Source organism: Streptomyces sp. A2-16 (assembly GCF_018128905.1).
Taxonomy (GTDB): Bacteria; Actinomycetota; Actinomycetes; order Streptomycetales; family Streptomycetaceae; genus Streptomyces.
This window is the reverse complement of record NZ_CP063808.1, coordinates 7652112-7669473: the sequence shown is the minus strand read 5'-3', so window position 1 is coordinate 7669473 and position 17362 is coordinate 7652112. Positions and strand designations below refer to the sequence as shown.

Sequence of the window (17362 nt, the reverse complement as noted above, 5' to 3'; positions counted from 1 at the left end):
GTCATACCCGGGGCGGCCGCAGTGTCCATCCGACCCCGCTGTCACCGCGGCCGCCTCGTCACCCTCATACCTTTGACCTGATGAACCCGTTACACATCAAGGACGCCATGAGCCAGCAGCACTCCGCCATCGCCCCGGCCCCCCACCCCGCCGAAGCCAAGCGCAGCGACTGGTGGCGCGACGCGGTGATCTACCAGGTCTATCCGCGCAGCTTCGCCGACAGCAACGGCGACGGCATGGGCGATCTGGAAGGCATCCGCACCCGACTGCCGTACCTGCGCGACCTCGGCGTGGACGCGGTGTGGCTCAGCCCCTTCTACGCCTCCCCGCAGGCCGACGCCGGCTACGACGTCGCCGACTACCGGGCCGTGGACCCCATGTTCGGCAACCTCCTGGACGCCGACGCGCTGATCCGCGACGCCCGCGGGCTGGGCCTGCGGACCATCGTCGACCTGGTGCCCAACCACTCCTCCGACCAGCACGAATGGTTCAAGCGTGCGGTCGCGGAGGGCCCCGGATCGCCGCTGCGGGACCGCTACCACTTCCGCCCCGGCAAGGGCGAGGACGGCGAACTCCCGCCCAACGACTGGGAGTCCATCTTCGGCGGACCCGCGTGGACCCGCGTCGAGGACGGCGAGTGGTACCTCCACCTCTTCGCCCCCGAGCAGCCCGACTTCAACTGGGACCACCCCGCCGTCGGCGACGAGTTCCGCTCGATCCTGCGCTTCTGGCTGGACATGGGCGTGGACGGCTTCCGCATCGACGTGGCCCACGGCCTGGTGAAGGCGGACGGCCTTCCCGACCTTGGATCCCACGACCAAGTCAAGCTGCTGGGCAACGATGTCATGCCCTTCTTCGACCAGGACGGTGTCCACGAGATCTACCGCCAGTGGCGGCTGATCCTCGACGAGTACTCCGGTGAGCGCATCTTCGTCGCCGAGGCCTGGACCCCGACCGTCGAGCGCACCGCGAACTACGTCCGGCCCGACGAGCTCCACCAGGCCTTCAACTTCCAGTACCTGAGCACCGCCTGGGACGCCGAGGAGCTGCGCGGGGTCATCGACCGCACGCTGGAGGCGATGCGCCCGGTCGGCGCCCCGGCCACCTGGGTGCTCTCCAACCACGACGTCACCCGGCACGCCACCCGCTTCGCCAACCCGCCCGGCCTCGGCACCCAGATCCGCACGGCGGGGGACCGGGAGCTGGGGCTGCGCCGCGCCCGCGCCGCCACACTGCTCATGCTGGCGCTGCCGGGATCGGCGTACATCTACCAGGGCGAGGAGCTCGGCCTCCCGGACGTCGTCGACCTCGCCGACGAGGTCCGCCAGGACCCGGCGTACTTCCGCGGCGCGGGCCAGGACGGCTTCCGCGACGGCTGCCGGGTGCCGATCCCGTGGACGCGCGAGGGATCGTCGTACGGCTTCGGGGCGGGCGGCAGCTGGCTGCCCCAGCCGTCGGAGTGGGCGGAGCTGAGCGTGGAGGCGCAGACCGGCGACCCGGACTCCACCCTGGAGCTGTACCGCTCGGCCCTCGCCGTCCGCCGCGCGCAGCCCGACCTGGGAGCGGGCGACGCGGTGGAGTGGCTGCGGGCGCCCGAGGGCGTCCTCGCCTTCCGGCGCGGGGAGTTCGTCTGTGTCGCGAACACCGGCGGTGAGTCGGTGACGACTCCGGCGTACGGCCGTCTGCTCCTCGCCAGTGGTGAGGTCGCCGAGGTCGACGGGGACGCGAAGGTGCCGGCCGACACGACCGTGTGGTGGACGACGGCCTGATCATCTGTGTGCATCACCGGGTCCCTCGGGGCCCGGTGATTTTTTCGTCGGGCGTGTCGATCGGCGGGAGGCGCGTTCGACGCTTGGGTGAAAGGGCGAGGACAGCGCCCCGCGATCCGAGGAGAGACCATGCAGATCCGCGCCCGCCTGAGCATGAGCGCCGACGGCTATGTGACGACCCCCGACGGCTGGCCCGCGCTGACCGCCGACCCCGGGTTCGTCTCCGGCCGGAGCCACGGCATCCGGGAGTTCCTGGCCGACTGCGAGGCCGCGCTCATGGGCCGTACGACCTTCGAGCCCGCCCTCACCAACAGCCGCTGGCCCTGGCCCGACCTCGATGTGTTCGTCCTCGGTTCGCACCGCCCCGAGGGCACCCCGGACCACGTCACCACCGACAGCGACCCGGTACGCCTGCTGGAGAAGATCCGCGCGGCCAACCGGGGCGGCGACGTCCACCTCGTCGGCGGCCCCCGCACGATCGGCACATTCCACGCCCTCGGCGCGCTCGACCGCCTCGAACTGGTCGTCCTGCCCATGCTGTTCGGCGGCGGCATGCAGCTGACCCCGGCGCTCGGCCCCGAGACCGGACTGACCTTCCGGAGCCAACGGGCCCTGCCCGGAGGGTCGGTGGAGATCGTCTACTCCTGCCGGGGCAGTCGGGACGACCTGCCGGGCAAGCCCGCCAGTCAGCGCTGAGCAGAGTAGGTGAAAGTTCTTTCTGTTGCTTTCAAGACTCTTGCTGTAAACATTTCGGCAGCGGTACGTTCTCGCCGGCGCCAGGCAAAGACGCCTGGCCGTCCGGCAAGGAGAACCCCCACGTGATATCGAGATGGTCCGCAAGAACCACCGCCACCGCCGCTGCCACCGTGCTCGCGGCCGCGGTCGCCGTCCTGACCCCCACCACCGCCGAGGCCTCCCCACCGGGCACCAAGGACGTCACCGCAGTCCTCTTCGAGTGGAACTTCGCCTCGGTCGCCAAGGAGTGCACCAACACCCTCGGCCCCGCCGGATACGGCTACGTCCAGGTCTCCCCGCCCGCCGAGCACATCCAGGCCTCGCAGTGGTGGACCTCGTACCAGCCGGTCAGCTACAGGATCGCGGGGCGGCTCGGTGACGCCACCGCCTTCCGGAACATGGTCACCACGTGCCACAACGCGGGTGTGAAGGTCGTCGTCGACACCGTCGTCAACCACATGGCCGCGGGCAGCGGCACCGGCACCGGCGGCTCGTCGTACACGAAGTACAACTACCCGGGCCTGTACTCCTCCTGGGACATGGACGACTGCACGTCCACGATCACCGACTACACCAACCGGGCCAACGTCCAGAACTGCGAACTCGTCGGCCTCGCCGACCTGGACACCGGTGAGGAGTACGTCCGCGCCACCATCGCCGGATACATGAACTCCCTGCTCGGCTACGGCGTCGACGGCTTCCGCATCGACGCGGCCAAGCACATCCCGGCCGGCGACCTCGCCAACATCAAGTCCCGCCTGAGCAATCCGTCGGTGTACTGGAAGCAGGAGGTCATCTACGGCAGCGGGGAGGCCGTCCAGCCCACCGAGTACACGGGCAACGGCGATGTGCAGGAGTTCCGTTACGCCTACGACCTCAAGCGGGTCTTCAACAACGAGAACCTCGCCTACCTGAAGAACTACGGCGAGGGCTGGGGCTACATGAACAGCTCGGTCGCGGGCGTCTTCGTCGACAACCACGACACCGAGCGCAACGGCTCCACGCTCAGCTACAAGGACGGCGCGAACTACACGCTGGCCAACGTCTTCATGCTTGCGTATCCCTACGGCGCCCCGGACATCAACTCCGGCTACGAATGGTCCGACAAGGACGCCGGACCGCCCAACAACGGCTCGGTGAAAGCCTGTTGGCAGGACGGCTGGAAGTGCCAGCACGCCTGGCCGGAGATCGTCCGCATGGTCGCCTTCCGCAACGCCGTGCGCGGTCAGTCGGTCACCGACTGGTGGGACAACGGCGGCGACGCCATCGCCTTCGGGCGGGGCAGCAAGGGCTATGTGGCGATCAACCACGAGTCGGGCTCGCTGAGCCGTACGTACCAGACCTCGCTGAGTGCCGGGACGTACTGCAACGTCCAGAACAACACCACGGTGACCGTGAACTCCAGCGGTCAGTTCACCGCCACCCTGGGCGCGAACACCGCGCTGGCGATCTACGCCGGCAAGTCCGGCTGCTGAACCGGCGCGCGCTCACCGATCGGCCACCCCTGCCACGGCCCCACGCCGTCGCACGGGTGGCCGATCCAGTATCTCGATCCACACGATCCGGCCGTCGACCACGTCGAGGATCGGATCGCCCCGCGCGGGCAGCGGCGGCACGCACCGATGGCCCGGACCGAACGGCTGTCCCGGCGGAAGCACCGCCGTGCGCGCGTGATCGACGTATTCACTGACAGATCTGCTGAAAGTTCTTTCCGTTGCTTTCAAGACTCTTGCTGTAAGTATTACGGCGGCGATACGGTCGCGCGGGGTCGGACCCACGTAGAGCCGCCGTAATGCAAGGAGTCCATCCGTGATACCGAGATGGCCGACGCCGTCGAGGCGCCGCACCGCCCACGCCGGACGGGTCGCCGCGGTCACCGTCGCCGCCCTGACCGCAGCATTCGTCCAACCCCTCGCGGCGCGGGCGGACACCCCGCCTCCGCCCCCGTCCGACGCCAAACTCGCCGCCGAGCCCGCCCGGCACGACGACACCCGCGAGCAGTTCTACTTCGTTATGCCGGACCGTTTCGCCAACGGCGACACCGCCAACGACAAGGGCGGCCTGACCGGTTCCCGCCTCTCCACCGGCTACGACCCCACCGACAAGGGCTTCTACCAGGGCGGCGACCTCAAGGGCCTCACCCAGCGCCTCGACTACATCAAGGGCCTCGGAACCACCTCCATCTGGATGGCCCCGATCTTCAAGAACCGGCCCGTGCAGGGCACGGGGGCCGACGCCTCGGCCGGCTACCACGGCTACTGGATCACCGACTTCACCCAGGTCGACCCGCACTTCGGCACCAACAAGGACCTCCAGACCCTCATCTCCAAGGCGCACGCCAAGGGCATGAAGGTCTTCTTCGACGTCATCACCAACCACACGGCCGACGTCGTCGACTACAAGGAGAAGTCCTACGACTACCTCTCCAAGGGCGCCTTCCCGTACCTGACGAAGGACGGCGAGCCCTTCGACGACGCGGACCACGCCGACGGCTCCAAGGCGTTCCCGGCCGTCGACGCGGACTCCTTCCCGCGCACGCCGACCGTCACCGGCGCGAACGCCAAGGTCCCGGCCTGGCTCAACGACCCGACGATGTACCACAACCGCGGCGACTCGACCTACGCCGGCGAGTCGACGACCTACGGCGACTTCTCCGGCCTCGACGACCTGTGGACCGAGCGTCCCGAGGTCGTCTCCGGCATGGAGAGGATCTACCAGCGCTGGGTCAGGGACTTCGACATCGACGGCTTCCGGATCGACACCGTGAAGCACGTCGACATGGAGTTCTGGACCCAGTGGGCCACGGCCCTCGACGCCTACGCGGCCAAGCACGGCCGGAAGAACTTCTTCATGTTCGGCGAGGTCTACTCCGCCGACACGTCGATCACCTCCCCGTACGTCACCCAGGGCCGCCTCGACGCCACGCTCGACTTCCCCTTCCAGGAGGCGGCACGGCAGTACGCCTCCCAGGGCGGCAGCGCGCGGAGACTCGCCGGCGTCTTCGGCGACGACTACAAGTACACGACCGACAAGGCCAACGCCTACGAGCAGGTCACCTTCCTCGGCAACCACGACATGGGCCGCATCGGGTACTTCCTGAACCAGGACAACCCGAAGGCGACCGACGCCGAACTCCTCGCCAAGGACAGGCTCGCCAACGAGCTGATGTTCCTCAGCCGCGGCAACCCCGTCGTCTACTACGGCGACGAGCAGGGCTTCACGGGCGCCGGCGGCGACAAGGACGCCCGCCAGACGATGTTCGCCTCGAAGACGGCCGACTACCTCGACGACGACGAGATCGGCACCGACCGCACCCACGCGAGCGACGCCTACGACACGAGCGCGCCGCTCTACCGGCAGATCAGCGCTCTCGCCAAGCTCCGCAAGGCCAACCCGGCCCTCACCGACGGCGTCCAGACCGAGCGCTACGCGGCCGACGGGGCCGGGATCTACGCCTTCTCGCGCACGCAGGGAGGCATGGAGTACGTCGTCGCCTTCAACAACGCCGGTGAGGCCAAGTCGGCCACGTTCGCGGCCGGTTCGGCGGGGATGACGTACACCGGGATTCACGGCACCGACGCGACGGTGAAGTCCGATGCCGACAAGAAGATCACCGTCACCGTCCCGGCCGGCTCCGCGATCGTCCTCAAGGCGGCGGGCAGGCTCGGCAAGCCCGCCACCACGCCGACGATCGCCCTGAAGGCCCCCGCCGAGGGCGCCACCGGCACGGTCGAGCTCGCCGCCGACGTGGACGGCGGCCTGCTCAACCGGGTCGTCTTCGCCGCCCAGACCGGCAACGGCCCGTGGCGGACGCTCGGCTCCGCCGACCACGCTCCCTACAAGGTCACGCAGACCGTCTCCGACGAGACTCCCGCCGGAACGGCCCTGCGCTACAAGGCCGTTGTCATCGACTCGGCGGGCCGCACCTCCAGTGCCACGGCCGTGTCCACCACCGGCACCCCGCCCGCCGAGGAGCCCCCGACCGCCTCCTCCCGCGACTACGCGGTCGTCCACTACAAGCGCACCGACGGCGACTACGACAAGTGGGGCCTGTACGCCTGGGGCGACCTCGCCGACGGCGAGTCCACCACCTGGCCCGACAGCCATCCCTTCACCGGCCGGGACGCGTACGGCGCCTTCGCCTACGTCAAGCTGAAGCCGGGCGCCTCCGACGTCGGCTTCCTCGTCATCGACAAGGACGGCAACAAGGACGTCGCCACCGACCGCACGATCGACGTCACCAGGACCGGTGAGGTGTGGATCGAGCAGGGCAAGGACGCCGTACTGACGGAGAAGCCCGACCTCCCTGCCCAGGACACGACCAAGGCGGTCATCCACTACCACCGCGCCGACGGGAACTACGACGGCTGGGGCCTGCACGTCTGGACCGGCGCCGCGCACCCCACCGACTGGTCGAAGCCGCTGGAGCCCGTGCGGACCGACAGCTACGGCGCGGTCTACGAGGTTCCGCTCAACGACGGTGCCGCCAGCCTCAGTTACATCATCCACAAGGGTGACGAGAAGGACCTGCCCACCGACCAGTCCCTGGACCTCACGGCGAACGGCCACGAGGTGTGGTTGCTGAACGGCCAGGAGAAGTACCTGCTCCCGCAGCCCGCAGGGTCCGCCGCCGCGCTCGACCTCACCACCTCCAAGGCGGTGTGGATCGACCGCGACACCGTCGCCTGGAACGGTTCGGAGGCCGCTGCCTCCACCCAGCTGCTGTACTCCCGCGACGGCTCCATCGCCGTGAACGGCGGGGCTCTGACCAGCGACGACGAGCGGTGGCTGCGGCTCACGAAGACCGCCCTCACCGACACCCAGAAGGCCAAGTACCCGCACCTGAAGGACTACACGGCCTGGTCCGTCGATCCCCGTGACCGCGACCGGGTGAAGCAGGCCCTCTCAGGCCAGGTCGTCGCCTCCCAGCGAGCCGCCAACGGAGCGGTGCTGACCGCGACCGGCGTCCAGGTCGCCGGTGTCCTGGACGACCTGTACCCCGGTGCGACCAAGGCCGAGCTGGGCCCGGTCTTCCACAAGGACCGCCCCACGCTGTCCGTCTGGGCACCCACCGCGCAGTCCGTGAAGCTGGAGCTCGACGGTTCCACGGTCGCCATGAACCGCGACGCCACCACCGGCGTCTGGTCCGTCACCGGCCCCAAGTCCTGGAAGGGCAAGCCCTACCGGTACGTCGTGAAGGTCTGGGCGCCCAGCGTCCGCAAGGTCGTCACCAACAAGGTCACCGACCCCTACTCCGTCGCCCTCACCACCGACTCCGAGCGCAGCCTCGTCGTCGACCTGAACGACCGGTCCCTGGCCCCGAGCGGCTGGTCGACCTACCGGAAGCCCACGGCCGTCCCCCTCAAGGACGCCGAGATCCAGGAACTGCACATCCGCGACTTCTCGGTGGCGGACGAGACCGTGCCGTCCAAGGACCGGGGCACCTACCTCGCCTTCACCGACAAGAACAGCGACGGCTCCCGGCACCTGCGTCAGCTGGCGAAGGCGGGCACGTCCTACGTCCACCTCCTGCCCGCCTTCGACATCGCGACCGTCCCCGAGAAGAAGTCCGAGCAGTCGACCCCCGACTGCGACCTCGCCTCCTACCCGGCCGACTCCGACCAGCAGCAGGCCTGTGTCGCCGCGTCCGCCGCGAAGGACGCCTACAACTGGGGCTACGACCCCTACCACTACACGGTCCCGGAGGGCTCCTACGCGAGCGACCCGGACGGCACCGGCCGCACGGTCCAGTTCCGGAAGATGGTCAAGTCGCTGAACCAGGACGGCCTGCGGGTCGTCATGGACGTCGTCTACAACCACACCGCGGCGAGCGGGCAGGCCCCCACGAGCGTGCTCGACCGGATCGTGCCCGGCTACTACCAGCGGCTCCTCGCCGACGGCTCGGTCGCCAACAGCACCTGCTGCGCCAACACCGCGACCGAGAACGCGATGATGGGCAAGCTGGTCGTCGACTCGATCGTCACCTGGGCCAGGGAGTACAAGGTCGACGGCTTCCGCTTCGACCTCATGGGCCACCACCCCAAGGCCAACATCCTGGCCGTGCGCAAGGCCCTGGACGCGCTGACCCTCAAGAAGGACGGCGTCGACGGCAAGAAGATCATCCTCTACGGCGAGGGCTGGAACTTCGGCGAGGTCGCCGACGACGCCCGCTTCGTGCAGGCCACGCAGAAGAACATGGCCGGCACCGGCATCGCCACCTTCTCCGACCGCGCCCGTGACGCCGTACGCGGCGGCGGCCCCTTCGACGAGGACCCCGGCGTCCAGGGCTTCGCGTCCGGGCTGTACACCGACCCCAACGGGTCAGCCTCGAACGGGACCGCAGCGGCCCAGAAGGCCCGCCTGCTCCACTACCAGGACCTCATCAAGGTGGGACTCTCCGGCAACCTCGCGCAGTACCGCTTCACCGACACCGACGGCAAGGAGGTCACCGGCGCCCAGGTCGACTACAACGGGCAGCCCGCCGGATACGCGGCCGCGCCAGGAGACGCCCTCGCCTACGCCGACGCCCACGACAACGAGTCACTGTTCGACGCGCTGACGTACAAGCTGCCCGCGGGCACCAGCGCCTCCGACCGGGCCCGGATGCAGGTCCTCGCCATGGCCACGGCCGCCCTCTCGCAGGGCCCGGCGCTCTCCCAGGCGGGCACCGACCTGCTGCGCTCCAAGTCCCTGGACCGCAACTCCTTCGACAGCGGCGACTGGTTCAACGCGATCCACTGGAACTGCCGGGACGGCAACGGCTTCGGCCGCGGACTGCCCATGGCGGCCGACAACGCGTCCAAGTGGCCGTACGCCAAGCCGCTGCTGGGCTCGGTGCGGGTCGGCTGCGCGCAGATCCAGGGGGCGTCGGCCGCCTACCAGGACCTGCTGAGGATCCGTACGACGGAGAAGGCGTTCTCGCTCGGAACGGCGGACCGGGTGCAGTCGACGCTGTCCTTCCCGCTGTCCGGGAAGGACGAGACGCCCGGTGTGATCACGATGGAACTCGGTGACCTCGTCGTCGTCCTCAACGCGACGCCGAAGGCGCAGAACCAGCGGGTCGACGCCCTGGCCGGCACCACCTACCGGCTGCACCCCGTGCAGGCGGCGGGGGCGGACTCTACCGTCAAGGCAGCCTCCTACGCGAAGGAAACCGGCACCTTCGCCGTTCCGGCACGGACCGTGGCCGTATTCATGCGCCATCCGTAGCCCAACGCATTACCTTGGTGGAGCGGACCCTGAACCCCGGTCCGCTCCACCGGTGTTGCCCGAGGGGTGACAGATGGACGCACAAGGCAAGCTGACCGGCACGACCGTGATGGTCGTGGACGACATGGAGGCCAGCCGGTACGCCATGGGCACCGTGCTGAGCCGCGCAGGACACCGGGTGGTCCCGGTCGCCACCGGCGGCGAGGCCCTCGCCGAACTCGACACCCGGCTGCGCAAGGGCACCCTTCCGGACGTGGCCCTCGTCGACGTGGGCCTGCCCGACATGAGCGGCTTCGAACTGTGTCGGCTGTTCAAGGAACGCCCGCACACCGCCGGGATGCCCGTCGTGCACTTCTCGGCCTCCGCGGTGCCCCCCGCCGTGCACTGCGCGGGCATGGACACCGGCGTCGAGGCCTACCTCAAGGTGCCCGCCGAGCCCCTGGAGATCGAGGCCGTGGTCCGGGGCGCCGTACGCAACGCGCAACTGCGGGCCGGAGACCGGGCGCTCGTACGACGGCTCACCCTCCTGTCCGAGACGATCGTCACCATCCAGGCGGCGCGCACCCTCCAGGAACTGTCCGACGCGGCCGCCGAGGGCGTCTCGCGGCTCACCGGAACCCCCGCCGCCGTCTTCGTCCTCGACCAGGACGACCAGCTCTACCGTGGTCTGTCCCGCGACCGGATCCCCGTGGCGCTGCCCGACGAGGGCGCCGACCGGACCGTCGCCGGCCTGCTGCGCCGGCTCGCCCGGGGGCAGTCCGGAGTGCAGCTCACCACCGTGCCGGCGCCGCTGTGGCCCGCCGGTTTCTTCCGGCCGGGCGTCCAGCACGACGCCCGCCTCGCCGTCGTCGTCACCCAGGACGGCCGGGCCCCGGTGTGCCTGGCCGCGCCCGCGCGCGGGATGCGCAGGGTCGGCCTGGAGGGCGAGACCCTGCTGGCCCAGCTCGCGCAGGCCACCGCGCTCGCCGCCCAGCCGCTGCTCATGTACAAGGTCGAGCGGCATGTCGCCCTGACCCTCCAGCACAGCTTCCTGCCCCAGCCGCACCGGCTGCCCGACCTGCCGGGCATCGACGTCGTGGTCCGCTACGTGCCCGCCTCCCGGCAGACCGAGATCGGCGGAGACTTCTACGCCGCGCTGCGCGTCGACGAGGGCGTGCTCACCGCGGTCGGCGATGTCGTCGGGCACTCGCTGGACGCGGCGACCGTCATGGTCGAGCTCCGCCACGCGCTGCGCGCCTACGCCGTCGACGAGAGCGACCCCGCCGTCCTCGCCGAGCGCCTCGACCGGACGCTCCGGCGCTACCACCCCGACACCACGGCCACGGTCTGCCTGGCGCTGATCGACCCGGACACCGGGCGCACCCGGATCGCCAACGCCGGTCACATCCCGCCGCTGGTCGTCCGTGACAGCGGCACCGCGGACTACGCCAAGGCGTCCGGCCCGCTGCTCGGCATCGGCCTGCCCCACCCGCCGGCCACGGAGCTGTTCCTCGAGCCCACCGACCGGCTCCTCATGGTCACCGACGGCCTCATCGAGACCCGCGGCACCGACCTCACGGCCTCCCTGGAACAGCTGCGCGCGGCCTCCGCGGGCGCCCTGCCCGGACTGGACGCGCTGTGCGACACCCTCCTGGACACCTTCGGCCCCGACCGGGAGGACGACATCGCCATGCTGGCGCTGCGGCTAGGGTGATCCGTGTCGCCGTAGAACAGGAGTACCCATGCCGCAGATCACTGTCGAACACTCCCCGTATCTCGACCGTGTCCACTGGGAGGAGTTCGCCCTGGCGCTGCACCCGGTCGTCGTCGAGACGGCGGACGCGAAGCTCGAGGCGTGCAAGACCCGGGTCCTGCGCACCGAGGACGAGGCGGTCGGCGGCGAGAGCAAGAACCACGCGATCGTGCACGTCACGCTCGCCCTGCTTGCCGGACGGTCCGAGGAGACCAAGGCGAAGCTCACCGAGGCCGTCGTGGAACTGCTGCGCGAGCACGTCGGACCCGAGGACGGCCTCACCGTGCACCTCTCCGCCGAGGTGCGCGACCTCGACGCCTCCTACACCAAGGCCGTGCTCTAGGAGGCGAGGGTGATCAGCCGGGCGGCGAGGTCGGTGAACGGGCCGTCGTGCGGCTCGTCCTTGAGCATGTGGCGCAGCAGGTCGGTCATCTCCTGGTCGTAGGCCGCGCTCACCGCGGCCAGCGCGGCGAAGTCGTGGACGAGCTGCGTCTCCAGTTCGGCCCGCGGGACCCTGCGGCCGTCCAGCCAGATCAGGGCCGTCGACTCGACGAGCGAGATCCAGGAGCGGATGAGCAGTTCCAGACGCGCGGGCGGGTCCGTCACCCGCAGATGCGACAGGATCTGCTCGTAGGCGACCTGTCGTACGGAGTCGATGAGCGCGTTCGTCGCGGAGGAGCCGACGGCCGGCCCGCCGCGCATCAACGCCGAGAAACCGGGCCCGTGTTCGTCCACGAAGTCGAAGAACCGGCGCATCACCCGCAGCAGCCGGCCGCCCAGCGACCCCTCGTGCGGCTCCTCGAACCGGCTCGCCAGATCCTGCGCGGCCCGCTTCAACGCGGCCTCGTACAGGCTGAGTTTGCCGGGGAAGTAGTGGTAGACCAGTGGCCGCGAGATACCGGCCGCCGACGCTATCTCGTCGATGGAGACCTCGTCGGGCGAGCGACGGGCGAACAGTTCGAGGGCGACGCCGATCAACTGCTGACGCCGTTCCTCGACTCCCATTCTTCGACGGACCCCGGTAGTCATACGAACACCTTACCGATCGAATCCGGCCCCGAACGGGCCGGTCCGGTCGGGGGTGTTCATTCCGCTACCGGAGCCCGCTGACCGCCCGGCCGTCCTCCAGGGTCCCCTTGAGCTCGGCCTGAGCCCCCTGGCTCGCCTTCACGGCCAGCAGGTTGCCCCGGGCGGAACCCTTCACCCCGCCCGTCGCGCCGATCGACGACGTCCCCCGGCTCCCCGCCGCCAGCAGGTACCAGGAGCCGGTCCCCGACTTCCACAGCACCCCGGCCAGCACCTGCGGATCCTTCGCCCCGCACGCCGGCACGTTCTCGGCCTTCGCCGCGACCGCCCCGTACGTCGAGCCCGGCGTGTGGAACTGGGCCAGCACCCGCTCCCCGCCGCCCTGCCAGGTCTCGCCCCGGGTGCACACCCAGTCGGCCGAGCCGCTCGCGTCGGGCAGCGGCTGCGACGCGTAGCCCCAGGCGTTCACCGCGCGCACCCCCGAGGAGCGCATCGCACCGAGCGAGCAGGCGTACGGCGCCCAGGCGCGCAGCGCCCCCGCTCCGGACGCGTCCTTCACGGACCCGGGGCGGCCGGTGGTGAGGCGGGCCGGGACCAGTTCGCCGAGGTCGGTCAGCAGCCGGGTGCCGGAGGCGTCCGTCAGCTGCAGGACGTTCCAGGAGGTGCAGGCGCCGCTCTGCGCGGGGCCGGCCATCGGTGCGGTGGTGCCGTCGGACAGCGTGAGGTCCATCGCTCCCGAGCCCGGCTTCAGCAGGTCCCGCTCGGCGGCCTTCGTCACCCAAGGGGCCGTCAGATAGCGGATGTTGCCGTCGGCCCGGCCCAGGACGACCGCGCTCGCCTCCGCCCGGTCCGCGCCGTCGACCCGGGCGAAGTCCAGCGCGGCGCCCTTGGTGCTGCCCAGCGGCTCGGCGTAGCGGACGATGCGCAGACCGTCGTAGAGGATCACCACGCGCGCGTTGTCGACGGTGCCTGCGTACAGGAGCTGTGGCGGGCCGGCGGGGCCGCCCGACGGGGTGCCGGGGGTCGCGGAGACCTGGACCGTCTCGCCGGGGCGGGCCCACACGGCGAGGGCGCGGCGCAGCAGGGCGCTGTCGCCGGTCAGGTCACCGCGCGCGGGCCACACGGAGAAGTCGGTGCGCGCTGAGGACTCCCACGCGGCGGCCGGGACCTTGAGCAGCAGGGCCGGGTCCAGGGCGGCCTGGGCGGCGGGGTTCTGCGCGTAGGCGGGCGCGGCGGCGCCGTCGGGTCCCCAGCCGTCGCCGGGCATGCCGAGCAGCGCCCCGCACACGGCGACGGCCGCGGCGGCGGCGAGCGCGGCCTTCATGTGCTGTCTGCGCCGCATCAGGTCGGTGGGGCGGGCCTGGAGCGAGCAGGGATCGAACTCGGGGGATTCGAGGAGGGCGTACCGGTCCTCGGCGGAGGCGGTGTCGACACCGGCGGCCTCGTCGAGCGCCGCGTCCACGTCGGTCACGCCCGCCGCCGCCAGCACCTCGCGCACGTCGCCGTCGGGGAGCTTCTCCAGGCCGCGCAGGACATGGGCGGCGCGGCCCGGACCGGACATCGCCGACAGGCGCTGGTCCAGGGCGAGTTCGTCGGCGCCGCCGGAGCGCGGGAAGAGCCTGAGGCCCCACACCTGGGGGAGCAGCGGCGGGAGCTGGGAGCGCTTGGGCCACGCCAGGCGCCGCAGCGGCAGGCCCGCCTCCAGCGCCGTCCGCACCACCTGGAGGCGGACGAAGGCGTAGCCGGGATCGCCCTCGCGGCCGGCCGACTGGGCCGGGATCACGGGCGTCGCCTTGCGGCCCCTGGGCAGGGCGCGCTGGGTGAGGGCGTGCGCGGTCAGGACCCGTCGGCCCCGGCCGAGGCCCGGCGGAAGCACCAGATAGGCGATCCTGACCAGCCGGGGGTAGTGCTCGACGAGCGCGGCCTCGGCCTGTTCGACGTCGACGACGGGGTCGGCGGCGGAGCCGGACGCGGGTGCGGGGCGCGGGGCGACATCCTGTGACTGCACGTTCAGCAGAACGAGCGAATCGTTCGTTGGTCACCGCCGACCGGAGGAATCAGTCCTCGGGGTCGACCAGGGCGCGTGCGTAGTTCGCCATCGACCGCTGGTAGCGCGGGAGATGGGGCGCGAGCGCGCCCAGGACCAGCGACAGGCCCTCGCGGTCCCGGCCGAGGCTGGACAGGCACAGCGCGAGCGTGGCGCGTACCGCGTCGTCCAACTCGTCCGACGGGCCGTCCAGTTCGGGGGTGAGCAGCTTGACGCCCTCCTCCGCCTGCCCGATGTTCCTGAGCGAACTGGACAGCTGGATCTTGGCCCGTCGCCCCTTGTAGCCGCTCTCCTGGCCGAGCCCCTTCGCGAGCGCCTCCCGGTACAGCGGGGCCGCCTTGTCGGAGTGCCCCGTCGAGTCCCAGGCACAGGCCCGCTCGAAGGGGGCGAGCGCACTGTCCTCCGGCAGCTCGGCGACCAGCGCGTCGATCACGGCCCGGAAATCGGCCGCGCGCTCTTCCGGATACTCGTCGAAGGTCGCCCAGGCGGCGTCGACCCGCTTTTCCCAGTCCTCGTTCACCCGGCACACTTTCGCACAGCCGTACCCGTGATGACACCAGGATTTGAGTGTCCCGCGCTCCACAGCCGTATGGGGGGAGACGGACCCCCGCCGGGGCCCGTCCGACGTGACCCCGTGACCGGAGGAACAGATGAGGTTGACCCGACCGATGCTCGCGCTGACCGGCGCGGCCGCGGCGCTGGCGCTGGCGGGCTGCGGATCCGGCGGTGACGCGAAGGCCGTCGCCGCGGTCCCGTCCGCGGCCACCGGGAGTCTCGAGCACCTGGCCGCCGAGGTGAAGTGCACGCCCAACATCCAGATCGACGCCGACGAGCTGCGCCAGGCCGTGTGCAAGAAGTCCAAGGACGCCGCCGGCAAGTTCATCCTCGCCACCTTCGCCACCGACCGCGGCCAGCGCGAGTGGATCAACGGCGCCAAGGACTACGGCGGTCACTTCCTGGTCGGCCGCAAGTGGGTCGCCGTCGGTGACACCACCCAGACGGTGACGGCGCTGCGCAAGACGCTCGGCGGGGACATCGAGGAGGGCACCGACCACTCGAAGATGGGCGCCACGCATTCGGCCCACTGAGGACGCGGACACAAGAAAGCCGGCGGTGAGAGATTCTCACCGCCGGCTTTCTCAGTGCGTCACTGGCACTTCTTGCCGGTGTTGATGCAGTTGACCATCTTGTTCATCGTGTTCTGGGAGAAGAAGTTGATGAAGTCGTTGTGGTCGGTGATCGGCTTGTGCAGGTTCTCCGGGAAGGTGTCGACCGCGTAGGGGTTGACGACCGTGCCGTTCTGGAGCTTCGGGGCCGGGACGTTGTAGACGAGCCGGACCTGGAGCTGCGGGATCGCCTTGAAGCCGTTGGCGCAGCTGCCGTCGGCCTGGGCGAACGCCACGTGGGTGCGGTGGTTGGCGCTGTCGATGTTCTGACCGTCCCAGCAGCTCTGGAAGTTGGTCGTGCGCACCACCTGGCTGCCCTGCGGGCAGATCGGGTACTTGTCGTGCAGCTGCACCTTGTTCTCGAAGCCGGTGCAGGACCAGTTCACGTTGGCGTTGGCGTTGCCGTTGACGAAGGCCTTCGCGTCACCGGTGATGATGCGCAGGGCGGTCGGCATCGCGACGACGTTGCCCTTCTTGTTGCCGACGAACTTCAGCTGGGCCTGGGCCGGCTGGAGGATCTTGCCGACGTTGCCCTCCTTGCCGCCGCCGTCGTTGTTCTGGTCGAAGTCCTGCTGACCGTTCTGCAGACGCAGCACCGGCCAGAAGTACGAGGACTTGTCGCCCTGGTTCTGGCAGGTGGTCTGGGCCGCCGCCAGTTCCTGGTCGCTCGCGAAGGCGTCGTTGCTCTGGTTGCCGACGTAGTCGTGCAGGTGGTGCGCGCCGTTGGCGACACCCGGGGCGACGATCACGTTGTCCGTGTTGTGGTTGTCGTTCCCGTTGGTGCCGCACTTCGTGGTGAAGGTGCCGCGCGAACCCGAGTTGCCGTTGGCCGGGAGGCCGTTCTGGCCCACTCCGAGCTGGGCGCTGCCCTGGACCTTGGTGATGTCCACGAAGTCGGCCGCGACCGGGCCGTTGCCGCCCTGTCCGCCGTTGCCCTGCTGCTGGCCGCCGTTCTGCTGGCCGCCGTTCTGTTGGCCACCGTTCTGCTGACCGCCCTGCTGCTGACCGCCGCCCTGCTGCTGGCCGCCGTTCTGCTGCTGACCGCCCTGCTGCTGGCCACCGTTCTGCTGCTGGCCACCGGCCTGGCCCGCGTTCGTCTGCGCGTTCTGCGTGGTGCACGCGGCCAACTGGCTGAGCGAGCTGTTGAACTGGCCGCCGACCCGCTGGATGTCGATGCGGATCCGGTCGATCGTGGCCGCCCGCTTCTCCTTCAGGGGACCGACGATGGCGTTCTGGACGAAGCCCGGGTCACCCGCCTGGGCCTGTCGGGTCGAGGCGAGCCTGGCGTAGGCCTCGGTGATCTGCTTGTCCAGGTTGGCCAGCTCGGTGGCCACCCCCTGACGCGCGTTCTGAGGCACGTTCGTCAGCTTCTGACCGACGTCGGGGCACGAGATGGTCGCGACCTGCGCGGCGGCGGCCTTGGTCTGGTTCTGGGACCAGCCGTTGTTGTTGGACTCGTGCGCCGAAGCGTAGAAGTTCGCCCAGATCAGCCCGCCCCCGCCGAGCGCTAGGGCCGCCGACGCGGCTATGGCCTTGGTGGCCATCGACGAGCGGCGTTTACGTGTATTGCGTCCCATGGAACTCCTCTGACTTCCTTTTTCGGGGCTATCGAGGCGCCCGACAGGAGTGAAGCGGCGCCATCCCATACGCATGGCGTCCCATGGGTGTTCAGCCACCC

11 protein-coding genes are annotated in these 17362 nt (G+C 70.2%); 7 read left to right on the top strand and 4 right to left on the bottom strand.

The window, feature by feature from the left end:
- Positions 1-107 precede the first annotated feature (107 nt).
- The 6 genes from IOD14_RS34500 to IOD14_RS34475 all read left to right on the top strand — a co-directional run bounded on the left by IOD14_RS34500 (position 108) and on the right by IOD14_RS34475 (position 11788).
- Entirely contained in the window at positions 108-1769 is a 1662-nt protein-coding gene (locus IOD14_RS34500) for a glycoside hydrolase family 13 protein (RefSeq protein WP_123992594.1), read from the top strand.
- 129 nt (positions 1770-1898) lie between these two features.
- Positions 1899-2465: a dihydrofolate reductase family protein gene (locus IOD14_RS34495; RefSeq protein WP_212672367.1), complete on the top strand. Its 567-nt coding sequence runs from the start codon at positions 1899-1901 to the stop codon at positions 2463-2465.
- Positions 2466-2587: 122 nt separating this feature from the next.
- On the top strand, positions 2588-3979 hold the full coding sequence (locus IOD14_RS34490) for an alpha-amylase family protein (RefSeq protein WP_212672366.1): 1392 nt from the start codon (positions 2588-2590) through the stop codon (positions 3977-3979).
- A gap of 334 nt (positions 3980-4313) precedes the next feature.
- Positions 4314-9713, top strand: coding sequence for a pullulanase-type alpha-1,6-glucosidase (pulA, locus tag IOD14_RS34485; protein ID WP_212672365.1), 5400 nt, complete (start codon positions 4314-4316; stop codon positions 9711-9713).
- Between the two features lie 73 nt (positions 9714-9786).
- On the top strand, positions 9787-11406 hold the full coding sequence (locus tag IOD14_RS34480) for a fused response regulator/phosphatase (RefSeq protein WP_123988721.1): 1620 nt from the start codon (positions 9787-9789) through the stop codon (positions 11404-11406).
- Positions 11407-11434: 28 nt separating this feature from the next.
- A complete protein-coding gene (locus tag IOD14_RS34475) occupies positions 11435-11788 on the top strand; it encodes a 5-carboxymethyl-2-hydroxymuconate Delta-isomerase (protein WP_123988720.1) in 354 nt (117 codons plus the stop codon).
- On the opposite strand, the gene IOD14_RS34470 is transcribed toward IOD14_RS34475, so the two are convergent.
- The 3 genes from IOD14_RS34470 to IOD14_RS34460 all read right to left on the bottom strand — a co-directional run bounded on the left by IOD14_RS34470 (position 11785) and on the right by IOD14_RS34460 (position 15038).
- On the bottom strand, positions 11785-12474 hold the full coding sequence (locus IOD14_RS34470) for a TetR/AcrR family transcriptional regulator (protein WP_123988719.1): 690 nt from the start codon (positions 12472-12474) through the stop codon (positions 11785-11787). The genes IOD14_RS34475 and IOD14_RS34470 overlap by 4 nt on opposite strands.
- 64 nt (positions 12475-12538) lie before the next feature.
- Positions 12539-14479: a hypothetical protein gene (locus tag IOD14_RS34465; RefSeq protein WP_212672364.1), complete on the bottom strand. Its 1941-nt coding sequence runs from the start codon at positions 14477-14479 to the stop codon at positions 12539-12541.
- A 49-nt stretch (positions 14480-14528) separates the two neighbouring features.
- On the bottom strand, positions 14529-15038 hold the full coding sequence (locus IOD14_RS34460; RefSeq protein ID WP_212672363.1) for a tetratricopeptide repeat protein: 510 nt from the start codon (positions 15036-15038) through the stop codon (positions 14529-14531).
- Positions 15039-15168: 130 nt separating this feature from the next.
- On the opposite strand from IOD14_RS34460, the gene IOD14_RS34455 reads away from it, so the two are divergent.
- Entirely contained in the window at positions 15169-15606 is a 438-nt protein-coding gene (locus IOD14_RS34455) for a hypothetical protein (protein WP_212672362.1), read from the top strand.
- Positions 15607-15665: 59 nt separating this feature from the next.
- Here IOD14_RS34455 and IOD14_RS34450 read toward each other — a convergent pair whose 3' ends face one another.
- Positions 15666-17261: a DUF1996 domain-containing protein gene (locus tag IOD14_RS34450; RefSeq protein WP_123988716.1), complete on the bottom strand. Its 1596-nt coding sequence runs from the start codon at positions 17259-17261 to the stop codon at positions 15666-15668.
- Between the last annotated feature and the right edge of the window lie 101 nt (positions 17262-17362).

What these genes read in the sequence shown, in the direction of transcription:
- IOD14_RS34500 (WP_123992594.1), top strand. Translation starts at nt 108, where the DNA reads ATGAGCCAGCAGCACTCCGCCATCGCCCCGGCCCCCCACCCCGCCGAA.
- IOD14_RS34495 (WP_212672367.1), top strand. Translation starts at nt 1,899, where the DNA reads ATGCAGATCCGCGCCCGCCTGAGCATGAGCGCCGACGGCTATGTGACG.
- IOD14_RS34480 (WP_123988721.1), top strand. Translation starts at nt 9,787, where the DNA reads ATGGACGCACAAGGCAAGCTGACCGGCACGACCGTGATGGTCGTGGAC.
- IOD14_RS34475 (WP_123988720.1), top strand. Translation starts at nt 11,435, where the DNA reads ATGCCGCAGATCACTGTCGAACACTCCCCGTATCTCGACCGTGTCCAC.
- IOD14_RS34470 (WP_123988719.1), bottom strand. Translation starts at nt 12,474, where the DNA reads ATGACTACCGGGGTCCGTCGAAGAATGGGAGTCGAGGAACGGCGTCAG.
- IOD14_RS34455 (WP_212672362.1), top strand. Translation starts at nt 15,169, where the DNA reads ATGAGGTTGACCCGACCGATGCTCGCGCTGACCGGCGCGGCCGCGGCG.
- IOD14_RS34450 (WP_123988716.1), bottom strand. Translation starts at nt 17,261, where the DNA reads ATGGGACGCAATACACGTAAACGCCGCTCGTCGATGGCCACCAAGGCC.